The organism is Archangium sp., assembly GCF_036389735.1.
GTDB lineage: Bacteria > Myxococcota > Myxococcia > Myxococcales > Myxococcaceae > Archangium.
The window spans coordinates 1-13837 of record NZ_DASVWK010000423.1 but is presented as its reverse complement, the minus strand read 5'-3'; the positions used below and the strand labels follow the sequence as shown (position 1 = coordinate 13837).

The window sequence follows — 13837 nt, the reverse complement described above, 5'->3', positions numbered from 1 at the left end:
GGTGGTCTGCTCGAAGCGCAGCTCCCGCAGCGTGACCAGGGTGAGGTCGAGCAGCCGCGAGCGGCCCTCCGGGGTGATGTGGCCCTGCTCGTCCTTGGGCCACAGCTCGTAGATGGCCCGGGCCATCACGGAGCCGTGGTGGTGCGGGTCGAAGTCGTCCCCGCCCTTCAACATCTCCAGCATGTCCTCCTCGGAGTAGTCGCGCGGCTCGGCGAGGTTCCGGTCGGCGTCGAGGGTGGCCCGGATGTAGTCCGGCTCTCCCGTCACCACCAATCCAATCAGGTCCGCCACGCCCTCGTGCATGGAGGACAGGTGGCGGTGGGCGCCCGACCAGGTCTCGTCCTCCTCGTGCGGCGAAGCGGGGGCGTCACCGAACAGCTCCTGGTGGATGACGGCGTGCCCGTACTCGTGCGCCACCACGCCCTCGTTGAGCAGCATGGGCAGGTCATTGAGCACGAAGGAGGGCACGAGCAGGAAGCACGGCACCTGAGAGACGTAGGCGGCGTTGTCGGTGAAGTCGCCGCGGCCATCGCCGGTGAGGAGGTTGTCGAAGCGCGGGTAGTAGAAGACGTCCAGGCGCTTGAGCGGCACGTGCCCGTGGGCGCGCAGCAGCGAGGCCGTCCTGTCCAGGTTCCGGTACAGGCTGAGCGCGTACAGCGAGTGCAGGTCTCCCGGCACGAAGGTGCCATCGGCCTCCCGCGTGTACTCCAGCGCGAAGGGCTCGCCGCGCTCGATGTCGAGCTCCGCGTCGAGCCTGACCTGGTTGAGCTCGGCACCCTTGCGGAAGTCCAGATCCCTCCCGCGCAGCTCGCGCAGCGACTCCAGGTTCTCGATCGGGTGGCGGCCGAGCGCGTACTGGCCGGTGGCCTCGTCCCGCGCGAAGACGTACGCCATCACCGTGCCGGAGGTGTCCTCGGGGGCGCACCCCAGCAGTCCCAGGCCGAGGAGCGCCGAGCCGAGGAGGCCCCTCCACTTCTTTCCGCGAGCGTCGTGCATCACGGGGACGTGGCCTTAGCACGCCGCCTCACGCGAGGGGGGCTCAAGCGCCCCAGTACCAGGCCCACTTCACCATGAGTGCATCGTTGGCCGCTCCAGCCAACAGTCCGTGAGGAATCAGGCTGTGCGGCGGGTGCGTGCCCTCCGCTACCGGGAAGCGCTGCTGTCCGTGCGAGTACACCACGTACAGCGTCGAGCCCAGCCGGTACTCCCAGCGCAGCACCAGGTTCAGGTTCAACCCCACGTCGTGGAAGTCGTCCGTGTTCTCCCGCTCCACCGGCACCAGGCTCTCCAGGCGGATGGGCGCGCGCGAGGCGTCCGACGTGCCCTCGTAGTAGGTGCCGTACGCGCCATAGGCGGTGAAGAGCTGCGCGTAGCCCTGGAGCGTCAGCCTCGGCGTCACCACCCACTGCTGGCGCAGCGTGAGCGACATCGAGTCCGACAGCAGGGGGCTCAGCAGGAAGCGGTTGTCGCCCAGGTCCTCGATGAAGCGCGGCCCGTTGGAGGTGCGGTCCAGGAACACCTCCAGCCGCGTCTCCAGCGCCGGGTGGGGCCGCACCGTCGTATACAGGTTCACCTGCCCGCCCCACGGCGTCGACTCTGGACCCTCGCGGAAGCGGTGGGACCCCGCGAGGAAGCCTCCCGCGGACACGACCCGATTCGGGTTGGTGTCCCCGAAGAGAGCCACGAAGGCCCAATGCGCGTTCTCCAGCGGCACGCCCGTGCGGTTCAACTCGCGCACGTCCCAGCCACCCAGGTTCGCCCCCGTCTCGAACCCGATGGAGTCGAAGCTCGGGAGCTGGACGGAGCCATTGAAGTTGATCCAACTCCCCCGGTTGATGCCCCGGCCGTCCGTCGTCCACTCCATGCCCCCGTTGAGGTTGGCGAACAGGGCCTTCAGCGGTCCGAAGCCGTCGGGCCGCTGGTAGCGCAGCCCCAGGCGCGGCGAGTGCACATTCTGGTTGCGCTGGAAGCCGCTCGCGTTGAGGTCCAGCGTGGGCGAGGAGAACTCATCCCCCACGTCCCAGCGGAAGCCCTCGCCGCCGAACTTCCCCGCGCGCACGTAGCCGCCGTAGCCCATCGTCCCCCGGCGCAGCAGCGTGCCATCCCGCAGCGTGCGCTCGGGCAGCCCGCCCACCACCTGCGAGCCCGCGAACTGCCCCATCACCCCGTACTGTCCATCCGCCGTCTGCAGGTCGAAGTCCGCCGCCGCCGCGTTGCCGCCCCTCGCCAGGCACGGCACCGGCCGCGGGTCCTCGTCGAGCGCCGCGTCCTCGTCCGAGCACGCGCCGGTGAGCGGCGTGGCCATCGTCACCACTCCGCCCACGCGCGAGCTGCTCCCCACCTTTCCGCGCACCACCGCCGCCAGGTAGTTCATCGGCACCATGGGGTCCGTGGGCAGGGCGTTGTTGGGGCCCACGTGCAGCGGGCGCGTCAGGTACAGGCCCACGTCGCGGTCCGGCTGCTCCTCGTCCACCTCGCGCTGCCACGGCCCGGTGACGACCGCGTCCAGCACGCCCACCTCCACGCCCTCGGTCACCGTGCCCGTCAGCTTCGCCGCCCCGAGGATGGGCGTCTGGAGGCCCACGCGCCGCGAGTAGAAGAGCGTCTGCGGCCCGCCCTGTCCTCCCACCGGGTTGAACAGCTCCATGCCCTGCGTGAAGAAGGGGCGCTTCTCCGGGAAGAAGGCCTCGAAGGTGGACAGGTTGAGGATGAGCTGGTCCGCCTCCACCTGGCCGAAGTCCGGGTTGAGCGTCGCCGTCAGCGCCAGGTTGCTGGTGAGCGCCGTCTTGAAGTCCAGCCCCACGTCCAGGGATGGATCCACCAGTCGAGGCCAGGGCCTCGCCGCGTCCGAGAACTGCGGCCTCGCCACCGTGCGCGCCGCCAGGTACGGCACCAGCTCCACCGCCCGTTTCGGCCTCAGCTCCTCCAGCCCCGTCAGGTGCCCCAGGCGTGACACCACCGCGTTGCTGGTGCGCGGATTGAGCACCGTCTCCAGCTCCTCGTTCTTCCGGGCGATCTCCCGCTGCACCGAGAAGCCCCACGTCTGCACCGGCGCCTCGGGGAAGCGCAGCACCGAGAGGGGAATGGCGAACTCGGCCACCCAGCCGCCCTCGGTGCCACCCGCCGCCGCGTCCCACACCCCGTCCCAGTCCGTGCTGTACAGCCGGTCGTCGTAGTGGAGACCGTCCGACTGCACCCCGCCCGCGTTCACCGTGAAGACGTACGCCGTGCGGTGGTCGTGCGTCGTGTCCAGCAGCACCCGCACCCGGTCCGAGTACAGGTCGCTGTCCCGGCGCCCCAGGTTGCGGTTGATGAGCGCCGGCTCGGAGTCGTGGCAGGTGACGGCGACGTACACGTTCCGGTCGTCATAGAGGACGCGCAGCTCGGTGCGCTCGCTGGGGGCCTTGCCCGCGTCCGGGAAGCGCTGGACGAAGCCGTCGAAGACGGGGGCCTTCGCCCACGTGTCCTCGTCCAGCTTGCCGTCCACCTTCACCTCGCCGGTGGCCCGTGCGGCCCGGAGGAACTGGGTCTTTCCCGGACCCTCGACGGCGGCGGACGCCACCCCGGCCCACAGCACTCCCGCCGTCAGTACCCACGCGCGCAGCATGTGCAACTCCCCCCTCTTCAGAGGCGCCTACTACTTCTTACCGGTCTTCTTGTCGCCAGCGAGGGAACGAACGTAGTCCGCGTCGATTGCGTGGATGCGCAGCTCCACCAGTTGCTGGATCGTGGCATTCGGGTAGCCGGCTTCCCGAATCTCCCGAACATAGCTCGGAGTCACGCCGTGGATCCTCATGGAGAGGAACTCTTCCAGCGTGGGGTTGGCGAAGCCCAGGCCCTTGACCTCGCGGATGAATGCGGGGGTGACGCCGTGGATGCGCGTGGCCACCAGCTCGTCCAGCTCGAGGTTGCGCAGGTCCAGCTCGGCCAGGGCGCGGATGTGCTCTGGCGTCACCTGGAAGATGGCCACCTGAAGCAGTGCGTCATGCGGAAGCTTCGTGTACCCGAGCTCCGCCAGCGCCTTCACCCGCGCCGGCCCCACGTCGAAGAGGGCGAGCTGGAGCTGCTCCTCCGGGGAGATCTCCGTGTAGCCGAGCTTCGCCATCTCTCCGAGGTACGTAGCATTGGGCTCGAAGCGGTAGTGGCCCGCGCCCTCGGTGCCGGAGAAGCGGCCCTCGAACTTCACGGTGCCCGCCTCGCGCACGAGCTGGAAGGAGGTGTCCGTGCCCTCCGCCATGTTCAACCCCTGGAAGGCCGAGCGCGGAATGGAGAGGCCCATGTTCCCTTGCTCCCCGGAGCGGAAGTTGAGCTGGAGCTGGTCGTCGAGGGCCTTGCCCATCCACGTGCTGGAGAGCGGCGGGGCGGCCAGCGCGGAGACGGTCCACAGCAGCACGGCGGCGAAGAGGGTGTACGACGGTCGGTGGGTTCGCATGGTTCGGGCTCCTTCGGGGATTCGAGGCAAGGGGAGGCCCAGCGGCGCGCGGGGAGCGCGGCCGAGGGCCCGGGTTGAAGTGAGGGAAGGGGACCGCGGGGTTACTTCTTACGCAGCTCGCGGATGAAGTCCGCGTCCACGCCACTGACGCGCAGGCGGATCAGCTCTTCCACCGAGAGCTTCTCCAGGCCCTGGTCGCGCAGCTCGCGGATGAAGCCCGCGTCCACGCCGAGCGCCTTGAACTGCTGGAGCTCGTCCGGGGAGAGCTTGCCGTAGCCGGCCTCCCGCATCGCCTGGACGTACGGGCCATTCACCCCGACGGCGCGCAGCCCGACGAGGTCGTCGAAGGGCAGCTTGTCGTAGCCGGCGGACTTCAGCTCGGAGATGAAGCGCTCGTCCACGCCGAGTGCCGCCGCCTGGGCGAGGTCATCCGCCGAGAGGTTGCCGTAGCCGGCCGCCTTCAGCGCCTGCACGCGAGCGGACGTCACGCCCAGGAGCTTCAGCTGCGCCAGCTCCTCGGCCGAGGGCTTGCGGCCCAGCACACCCGTCATCTCCTTCACGTACTCGGGCGTCACGCCGGCATGGCCCAACTGGATCAGGTTGCCCACCGTGGGCTCGTAGCCGAGCGACTCCACCTGCTTTACCCGCTCCGCCGTCACCCCGGCCGTCTTGAGCGCGACGAGCTGCTCCACCGAGAGCTGCTTCGCGTCCACGCGGGTGGTGTCCTCGTCCTCGTCGTCCTCCCTGGGTCCGGCGAGCTTCGGAGCCGGAGCGGGGGCGGGCGAGGGGAGGGGCAGGGGGACCGGGGGGACGACCGGAGCCTGGGCGAGGAGGAGCTTCGGGGTGCCCACCACCGGGGGGGCCACGGGGGCCGGGCTCGGCGCCTCGGCCGTCAGCGCGGGGCGCTCGGGCAGGACGAGGGCCGCCAGCGGTGCCGCCACCGCCACGCCGCTCATCAGCGTCACCACCGAGGCTCCCGCCACCCAGCGCGAGGAGCAGCGGGCCGCGGGTGCACCCACCAGCCGGCGCACGCGCTCCGTGAGCGAGCCCCCCAGGGCGGACATCGCCGGGCTCGTCTCTCCGAGGGGCAGCACGCGCAGGGCCTCCAGCGCCGTGAGGGCCCGGGCGTACGAGAGCGCGCTGCCGCTCGTGCCCACCGCGATGTCGTCGCAGCAGTGCTCGCGCTCGACGCGGATGACGCGCGACATCCACCACACCGCCGGGTGATAGAAGAGCAGCGTCTCCACCAGCGTCTGCACCAGGTTCACGGCGAAGTCATGCCGGCGGATGTGGGCCAGCTCGTGCGCCAGCACCATCTCCAACTGACGCGCGGAGAGCCCGGTGAGCGCCGACACCGGCAGCAGCACCACCGGCCGCAGCCAGCCCACCGCCGCGGGCACGTCCAGCGCCGCCGAGCGCAGCAGCCGCACCGGGCGCGTCATGCCCAGGCGCCGCGCCAGCCGCTCCAGGGTCTCCTGCCACTCGGCGGGGGCGGGGCTCGCCTCATGCACCAGCCGGCGCAGCCGCAACCACCCCGAGAGCAGCCGCAGCGACGACACCGCCACCCCCAGCGCCCACGCGAGCACCAGCCAGTGCATGTGCTCGCCCAGTGGCGCGAGCGTCCACTCCAGGGCCGGAGTCGGTGCGGCGGCGCGCGGAGCCACGGGGGCGTGCGCCGGGCGTGCCAGGGTGGGAGCGGGAGCCGGCGTCGCCGCGTACGCCGTCACCGGGGACGAGCGCTCCGTCCGCTGGGCGGCGTAGTGGTGCCAGCCGGTGAGGGCGGGCAGCACGAGCATCAGCGCCAGGGCGCCACAGGCCAGCAGGTAGCGCACGGCGGCCGAGCGCCGCTCCAGTACGCGCAGCGCGATGGCCAGCGCCGCCGCAACCAGCGCGCCCTGCCACAACAGGTGCAGCAACGCCCAACCCAGGGACTGCGACACGTTCGTGCTCATGGCGTCTCCTCCTCCAGGGTGTCCAGCAGCTTGCGCAGCTCGGCCAGCTCCTCCGCCGAGGCCTTCTTCGTCGACAGCGCCTGCATCGCCAGTTGTGCCGGCGAGCCTCCGAAGGCCCGGTCCAGCAGGTCCGTCACGAGCTGCCGCTGCGTCTTCTGCTGCGTGACGCGCGTGCGGTACACGTGGGCCCGCTGGGACTCGTCTCGCTCCACGAGTCCCTTCTCGGTCATGATCTGCATCAGCTTGAGCACCGTGGTGTAGCCCGTGCCCTCGACGCCCTTGCTCAGCGCCTCGTGCACCTCGCGCACCGTGCTCGGGCCTCGCTCCCACAGCACCTGGAGGATGCCCAGCTCCGCGTCCGTCGGCCGCGGCAGCTTCGGTTCACTCATCGCGCTTCCCTCCCGTCAGCTTCCCGCCCAAAGTATACGAAGGGATTCGTAGATGTCAACGAAGGTCTTCGTAGATGAACCCAGGCGGGCAGGCCATGCGCTGACTGTCCGCCTGCTCCCATCGGCCTCACACCGGAAGGGGGACTTCCTGTGGCCCGAGGCACGCCCCACCTTCCGGGGAGATCGGACTGTGTAGCCGGAGGCTCGCGATGGCGGACAAGCGCAAGGAAGGTTCAGGGAAGACGAAGCGCACGGTGGTGAGGCGTCGGCGGACGACGGGAGGCACGGCGGCGGGACGCATCGCGGTGCGCCGCGACACCGCCCCCTACCGCAGCGCCGCCATGGATGAGCACTCGGTGCAGGTGCGCGAGCACATCGAGGCCGCGCTCGTCGAGGCCCGGCGCGTGCGGGAGGACATCGAGCAGCGCATCGACGAGCGGCTGAAGGAGGACGACGGCAACAGCGTCGACAAGATCCTCACGCAGCTGACGGCCACGGCCCGCCTGCGCGCGCTCCATCCGCCCGAGGCCGACAGCCAGGGCAAGGGTGGGAACGCGAAGCGCTCCCGCTCCTCGAAGTAGACGCCCGGGAACTCAGCCGACCACCTTGGTCGACTCGGGCCGCGGAGCCGCCTCCGGTGTGCCCGAGTCCTCCTGGCCCAGTGCCGCCAGCTTGCGTGCGAGCTGCGCGGCCTGCGCGCCCTTGGTGCCCGCGTCCCCGCCCTGCACACCCACGAGCGACACCCGGGCCCGCTCCAGCAGCGCCACCTGCGCGTGCAGCTGCGCCAGCAGGCGCTCCCGCTTGCGGCCCAGCGCGTCCAGGTGGTTGAGCTCCTCGCCCAGCGACGAGGCCGCGAGCTCCAACTGCCGCCGTGCCACCGCGTCCGTCGAAGCGGCCGCCTTGGCCCGCAGCTCCTTCACCTGCGCGTCCACGCCTCCCTGCTCCACCGCCGCGAGCTGCGCCTCCAGCCCGGCGTGTGCCTCGGCCAGGGCGTACACCTCGCGCGTCATCTTCTCCAGCACGCCCACCAGCTCCGTGCGTCCGGGCCCCGCCTGGAGCTTCCCCGCCACGCCCTGGCACTGCCGGTAGAGCGTCACCGCGCGCGACACCAGCGCCAACGTCTCGCCCGAGAGCTGCTTTTCCAGCACCGTGCCCCGCGCCTCCACCGCGTCGCCGTGCACCTCCACGTGCGCCGCCAGCGTCCCCACGCTCCAGAAGAGCGCCACCGCCGCGAGCCCCAGCACCGCGCCCACCGCGCCCAGCCGTCCGTCGAACAGCCGCGCGTCCATCACCTGCTTCACGTACAGCCCGAGCGGCATCAGCGCGCCCGCGCCCAGCGCCCCCGCCACCACCTGCGACGGCTTGGGCCGCCACGGGGTGCCCAGCCAGCCCACCACCCCGGCCGCGAGCGTGCCCATACAGGCCTCGGCCAGCGGCGACGGCACGTTCAGCACGTCCGGGATGTTGAGCAGCACGGGCAGGCCCACCAGCATGCCCAGGCGCACCTTCCAGTCCACCCGAGCGCACGCCAGCGCCGCGCCCGCCACCGCGAAGAGGCCCACGTCCACCCGCACGTGCAGCCGGGCCAGCGCCGCCACCAGCAGGCCCGCGGCCACGCCTCCGCCCAGCGCACGCAGGGTGCGCACCTCGAAATCCTCGCGTTCCCGCAGCTGCACCGACAGGGGCATGGGCGGCCCTTCCTTAATAGGAGTTGTTCTGACCGAACGTCTTCAGCGACTTGCGATGAAGCTGTAACGCTTCACGGCGCACGGCGGTTTCATCCTGCGCGTTGAGATAGGCTGCCCGGGTCCGGTCCACGTCCGCAACCTCCCCCGCGAGCGCCTCCGCCGAGGAGCCGAACAGCCGGCGCGCGTTGTCCAGCATTCCCAGCGCCCGGTCCCGGTTGCCCTGCTTCATCTGCTCGGCCGCCGCCTGGAGCTCCCGCGCCCCGAGCGCCCTCACCGCGTACACCCGCACATCCTTGTCCAGGTGGGCCCGCACCCGCGCCTCGTCCTCCGTCACCTTCGCCGTCAGCGCGAGGTCCACCTGCGCCTGCCGCCCGGCGTCCACCTCCCAGTAGCGCAGCCGGGCCGTCAGCACGCCCCGGGCCGCCTGGGTGGCCTCCAGCGCCAGGGTGAGCTTCACCACCACCCGCGCCTCCTGTCCGCCCGCCAGGTCGTACAGCGGCACCACCAGGGTCCGGCCCTCGCGCCGGGCCGTCATGCCCATCACCTCGGCGTCCGTCACCCCCTCGGGCAGCTCCAGCCGCAGCTCCACCCCGCGCGCCACCGTGCCCGCCGCCTGCTCCAGCTCGCGCCGGAAGATGTCCGCCAGCCGCTCCGAGTCCTGGATATAGCCGTAGAAGCCGCCGCCCTGCTCGGCCATGCCCTGCATCATCCGCTCGTTGAAGTCATCGCCCACGCCCAGCGCGCTCACCGTCAGGCCCGAGCGCCGGAGGCCGCCCGCCACGAGCTGAAGCTCCCCCGGCTCCGTCACGCCCGCGGTGGGCTGCCCGTCGCTCAGGAGGATGATGCGGCTCACCCGGAAGGACTCCACGTAGGGCCGCAGCTCGGCCGCCGCCGTCTCCAGGCCCCCGCTGATGTTGGTGGCGCCCTCGTCCTGGATGGCGTCGATGAAGGCCTCCATCCGCGCGCGGGCCTCCAGCGTCACGGGCTGGCTGGGCAGGACGCTCACGTCCGTGCCGTAGTGCACCAGGGCGAGCCGGTCCTCGGGCCCCAGCCGCTCCAGCAGCCTCCGCGCCGCGCGCGTCGCGTCCGTCAGCTTCTGTCCGCGCATGGAGCCCGAGCGGTCGATGACGAGCGCCAGGTTCACCGGCAGCCGCCTCGCCTCGCGCAGCGTGTCCGCGCGCACCGTCAGCGCGGCGAAGGCCTCGCTCGGGCCCGCCATGAGGTACTCCCCGGACAGCTTGCCCTCCAGCGTCAGCGCGCCGCCCTTGGCGAGGGTGGGCGTCAGCGTCACCCCGGTGCCGAGGTCTTCGTCGGGCCGGGCCACGGTGTGGCTCGTGTCCTTCTGGCGGGGCAGGCCCACCACCCCCGCCCCAAGCGCGAGCAGTCCGGTGGTGGCCAGCAGCAACAATGTCCGGTTCATCGGCGGACCTCGCGAAGTGGGGGGAGACGGAGCCGCAGGTTCACCCAGGTGCTCCGTCCTCCCTATCCGTCAGCGGGAGGAGGGTCCGACAATCGACCGATGCCTTCAGGTTCCGGTTGCCGGCAGCTGACTCATCACCAGGTCGCGCACCACGCGCTTCACCGCGGCCTCGTCGAAGGGCTTCTCCAGGGTGGGGTTGGGCACCTTCGCCAGGAAGTCGCGCGCCCCCGAGGTGAAGGCGCCGCCGGAGACGAAGACGAAGCGCTGCTCCAGCCCCGAGCCGCCCTGCTGGATGGCCTCGTACAGGTCCTTGCCCGCGAGGTCCGGCATCATCACGTCGCAGAGGACGACGTGGAAGCTCTTGTCCTCGGTGAGCCGCTCCAGGGCCTGCCGCCCGCTGGTGGCCAGCTCCACGTCGTGCTCGCGCAGGATGCGCCGCAGCGCCCGGCCCACGGCGGGCTCGTCGTCCACGATGAGCACCCGCCCGCGCCGCGCGGTGGGCGTCTGGGTGGGCGCCGAGGGCTTCGCCACGTACGAGCCGTTCCGGGCCGGCGGAAGGATGACGCGCACGGTGGTGCCCTTGCCCACCTGGCTCTCCACGGCGATGTAGCCGCCCAGGCTCGTGATGATGCCGTGGCAGATGGACAGGCCCAGGCCGGTGCCCACGCCCACGGGCTTCGTCGTGAAGAAGGGGTCGAAGATGCGTCCGAGCGCGTCCTCGGAGATGCCCGAGCCCGTGTCCTGCACCTCCACCAGCACCGAGAAGCCGTCCGGCCCGATGCGCGTCACCAGGCGGATCTCGTTCTGCTGCGCCGCGCCCTCGGGGATGGCCTGCGCCGCGTTCACCACCAGGTTGAGGAACACCTGGCACAGGCGCCCATCGTTGCCCATCACCTTGGGCACCGGCCCGTACTCGCGCTTGAGCCGTGCCCGGTGCTTGATTTCGTTGGCGGCCAGCATCACCGCCGAGTCCAGCACGGCGTGCAGGTCCACCGGCTCCACGCGCTCCTCGTCGGGCCGGGAGAACGCCTTGAGCTGACGGACGATCTGCCGCACGCGCTCGGCGCCCTCGCGGGCCTCGGTCAGCACCGAGCGCCAGTCCTCGCGGGGCTCGGCGCGCGAGCCCGGGGCCTGGACGGCGGACGAGGGCAGGCGGTTGAGCTCATCCGACAGGAAGCCCAGGTTGGAGATGACGAAGGCCAGCGGGTTGTTGATTTCGTGGGCGATGCCCGCGGCGAGCGTGCCCATGGAGGCCATGCGGTCCGCCAGCGACAGCCGGGACTGGAGCTGGCGCTGCTCGGTGACGTCGCGCGCGATGCACACCACCGCGGGCTGTCCGGAGAAGAGCAGCGGCAGCGAGGCGAACTCCGCGGTGCGCACGTTGCCGTCCTTGCGCTTCAGGCGTCGCTCTCCCGTCACCAGCAGCGCCGTGCCCGGGGGCGCGGGCGGCTCGTCCAGGATGAACTCCTCCAGCCTCCGCCCCAGCAACTCCCGAGGCCCCTGGAAGCCCAGCGAGGACACCAGGGCCGCGTTGGCGTAGACGATCTGCCCGTTCTGCTGGATGGCGGCCGGCTCCGGCACACCTTCCAGGAGGACGCGGAAGCTGGCCTCGGACAGCTTGAGGGCCTCCTCGACCTGGTGGCGCTCGGTGATGTCGCGGGCGATGCCCTCCACCGCCACGCACAGCCCCGCGGCGTCCAGCACCGGCGTCACCACGTGCTGCTGCCACACCGTGTTCCCGTCGCGCGTGCGCGAGCGCACCACCACGGGACAGTCGTGCTTCTCCGGCTGGGTGAGCAGCCGCTCCAGCGTCTCGCGATCCTCCGGGTGCGCCTGGCGCAGCCACAGCTCGGGGTCGCGGTAGTGCTCCTCGGGGGTGAAGCCCAGCTTCTTCGTCACCCCGCTGCTGACGAAGGCGAAGCTGCGCGTGCCCGCCAGCTGGTAGCGGTACATGACGTCCGAGGCGTTCTCCGCGATGCGCCGGAAGCGCTGCTCCCGCTCGCGCAGCGCCCGCTCGGACTGCCGCTGCTCCAGGGCGAGCGAGATGCCCCCCGCCGCCGCCATGAGCAGGTCCACCTCCAGCTTGTCCCACTCCCGCTCCTCGACGCAGTTGTCGAAGCCGATGAAGCCCGCCAGCGTGCCGTGCACCCACACCGGCAGCACCAGCACGGAGAGGATGTGCTGCGGCTCCAGGGCCTCCCGCTCCGCCGTGGGCAGGCCGCGCACCGGCCCCGAGAGCAATTGCCCTCGCGACAGCAGCTCGTACAGGTGCGGCATCAGCCGCTCGAGGTGCATGTCCTGGTGCTGGGGGTTGTCCAGCTTCGGCTTCACCCCGGGCGCGCACCACTCGGCGCGCTGGCTGAAGAGGAGGTTGCCGTCCGAGGAGCGGTGGGCCTCGAAGAAGTACACCCGGCTGGCCCCCGAGGCCTCGCCCAGCGGCGCCATCAGCCGCGCGTGGAGGCTCTCCGAGGCGCCCGTGGCCAGCAGCCGCTGCTGAATCTCCACCAGCGCGGTGAGGTAGCGCTCGCGCCGGGCCAGGGCGGCCAACGCCTCTCGGCGCTCGGTGATGTCGGCGATGGTGCCGCAGGTGCCCAGGTACGTCGTGCCGTCATCCCCCAGCAGCAGGCGCACGTAGACTTCCACCCACCGGTAGCCCCCGTCCCGGGTCCGGTAGCGCATCTCGTGCTTGCAACACTCCTTCTGCCGGCTGAGCAGCGCCCGGCCCAGCTCGTGGCACAGCGCATGGTCGTCCGGGTGGACGTACTCCATGTTGCGCTGGCCCAGGCACTCCTCCGCCGAGAAGCCCGTCAGCTCCGTCCACGCCGGGCTGAGATAGGTCCACCGGCCCTGCGCATCGAGCTGGAACACCACCTCGCGCAGGTTCTCCACCACCAGACGGTAGCGGTGCTCATGGGCGGGGACTTCTTCGATCGGTCGGGGCTTCGGGTGCATGGAGGGGGGGTTCGGCTCCTGCGGCTGGGCGACCTGGGAACCGCCTCGTTGGATAACGACGATAGCCTGAAGGGCCCCCCCTCCGCATCATACACCGAGAAACCGAGTCGCCCCCGACCCATCCCGAAAGGTTCAGCCGGCCGCCGCCACGCTCGTGGCTGGCTCCTCGCGGGGCAGCCGGACATGGAAGCAACTTCCCCGGTGGGCGCCGGAGCTCTCGGCCCAGATGGTGCCGCCGTGGCGCTGGACGATCTCCCGGCAGATGAAGAGCCCCAGTCCCAGCCCGCCGTAGTGCCGGGCGGTGGCGTTGGAGGCCCGGGCGAAGGGCTGGAAGAGCAGGGCGATGCTCTCGGGTGGGATACCAATCCCCTCATCCCTTACCTGGATCTCCACATCCATCGGGGTGAGATGGAAACTCACACGCACCGAGCCCCCCTGGGGGGAGTAGCGCACGGCGTTGGACAGGAGGTTGGTGACGACCTGCTCCAGGCGGGGCCCGTCCCAGGTGCCCTCCACGGGCAGCTCGGGGGACTCCAGGGAGAAGCGCAGCCCCTCCTGGCCCCGGAGTTCGAAGCGCTCCATGACCTCGCGCACCAGGGGGACGAGGTCCACCCGGGCGCGCTCCAGCTCGAAGCGGCCGGCTTGAATCCGCGAGGTGTCCAGCAGGTCATCCACCAGCCGGGTGAGGCGGTCGGTCTGCCGGGCCATGGAGCGCAGGGCCTTGAGGGTGCGCTCGCGCTCGGGGAAGTCGGCGCCCTTCTCCATGCGGCTGAGGGTGAGGGCGGCGAAGCCCTTGAGGGGGGTGAGGGGGGTGCGCAGCTCGTGGCTGGCCACCGAGAGGAACTCCTCGCGCAGGCGCACCGCCTCGCGCAGCTCGGCCTGGGCGGCCTCGGTGCGATCGGCCATCTCGTTGAAGCCGCGGCACAGCTCGCCCAGCTCGTCGTCCTCCTCCTCGGGAACGCGCCGGCCCAGCTCGCCCTTGGCGATGGCGGCGGTGGCCTCCA

General features: G+C 71.3%; 10 protein-coding genes. 1 reads left to right on the top strand and 9 read right to left on the bottom strand.

The features are described from left to right. From VF794_RS15285 to VF794_RS15265, 5 genes are all read right to left on the bottom strand, one after another. A partial coding sequence (locus VF794_RS15285) for a hypothetical protein (protein ID WP_331111049.1) occupies positions 1-996 on the bottom strand: 996 nt, incomplete at its 3' end. 43 nt (positions 997-1039) lie between these two features. Further along, a complete protein-coding gene (locus VF794_RS15280) occupies positions 1040-3607 on the bottom strand; it encodes a DUF5916 domain-containing protein (protein ID WP_331111047.1) in 2568 nt (855 codons plus the stop codon). 30 nt (positions 3608-3637) lie between these two features. Further along, positions 3638-4432, bottom strand: a complete 795-nt coding sequence (locus VF794_RS15275; protein ID WP_331111045.1) for a 4-hydroxy-3-methylbut-2-enyl diphosphate reductase — start codon at positions 4430-4432, stop codon at positions 3638-3640. Between the two features lie 101 nt (positions 4433-4533). Beyond that, positions 4534-6384 (bottom strand): M56 family metallopeptidase, encoded by a 1851-nt coding sequence (locus tag VF794_RS15270; RefSeq protein WP_331111043.1) that lies wholly within the window; start codon positions 6382-6384, stop codon positions 4534-4536. Then, complete coding sequence (locus tag VF794_RS15265) at positions 6381-6773, bottom strand: BlaI/MecI/CopY family transcriptional regulator (protein WP_331111041.1); 393 nt, start codon at positions 6771-6773, stop codon at positions 6381-6383. Before VF794_RS15265 ends, VF794_RS15270 begins: the two co-directional genes overlap by 4 nt. 209 nt (positions 6774-6982) lie before the next feature. Here VF794_RS15265 and VF794_RS15260 point away from each other — a divergent pair, with 209 nt between their 5' ends. Further along, positions 6983-7354 (top strand): hypothetical protein, encoded by a 372-nt coding sequence (locus tag VF794_RS15260; RefSeq protein ID WP_331111039.1) that lies wholly within the window; start codon positions 6983-6985, stop codon positions 7352-7354. Positions 7355-7366: 12 nt separating this feature from the next. Here VF794_RS15260 and VF794_RS15255 read toward each other — a convergent pair whose 3' ends face one another. The 4 genes from VF794_RS15255 to VF794_RS15240 form a co-directional block, all read right to left on the bottom strand. After that, the gene (locus VF794_RS15255; RefSeq protein WP_331111037.1) at positions 7367-8461 is read right to left on the bottom strand and encodes a hypothetical protein; all 1095 of its coding nucleotides are present in this window, start codon (positions 8459-8461) and stop codon (positions 7367-7369) included. A gap of 13 nt (positions 8462-8474) precedes the next feature. Next, positions 8475-9881, bottom strand: a complete 1407-nt coding sequence (locus VF794_RS15250) for a vWA domain-containing protein (protein WP_331111035.1) — start codon at positions 9879-9881, stop codon at positions 8475-8477. A gap of 105 nt (positions 9882-9986) precedes the next feature. Then, positions 9987-12833: a PAS domain S-box protein gene (locus tag VF794_RS15245; protein WP_331111033.1), complete on the bottom strand. Its 2847-nt coding sequence runs from the start codon at positions 12831-12833 to the stop codon at positions 9987-9989. A 132-nt stretch (positions 12834-12965) separates the two neighbouring features. Then, positions 12966-13837, bottom strand: an 872-nt coding sequence (locus VF794_RS15240; RefSeq protein WP_331111032.1) for a HAMP domain-containing sensor histidine kinase, incomplete at its 5' end; no start/stop codon positions are given.

Coding starts and splice junctions, on each gene's coding strand:
- VF794_RS15280 (WP_331111047.1), bottom strand. CDS start 3,607: ATGCTGCGCGCGTGGGTACTGACGGCGGGAGTGCTGTGGGCCGGGGTG.
- VF794_RS15275 (WP_331111045.1), bottom strand. CDS start 4,432: ATGCGAACCCACCGACCGTCGTACACCCTCTTCGCCGCCGTGCTGCTG.
- VF794_RS15270 (WP_331111043.1), bottom strand. CDS start 6,384: ATGAGCACGAACGTGTCGCAGTCCCTGGGTTGGGCGTTGCTGCACCTG.
- VF794_RS15265 (WP_331111041.1), bottom strand. CDS start 6,773: ATGAGTGAACCGAAGCTGCCGCGGCCGACGGACGCGGAGCTGGGCATC.
- VF794_RS15260 (WP_331111039.1), top strand. CDS start 6,983: ATGGCGGACAAGCGCAAGGAAGGTTCAGGGAAGACGAAGCGCACGGTG.
- VF794_RS15255 (WP_331111037.1), bottom strand. CDS start 8,461: ATGCCCCTGTCGGTGCAGCTGCGGGAACGCGAGGATTTCGAGGTGCGC.
- VF794_RS15250 (WP_331111035.1), bottom strand. CDS start 9,881: ATGAACCGGACATTGTTGCTGCTGGCCACCACCGGACTGCTCGCGCTT.
- VF794_RS15245 (WP_331111033.1), bottom strand. CDS start 12,833: ATGCACCCGAAGCCCCGACCGATCGAAGAAGTCCCCGCCCATGAGCAC.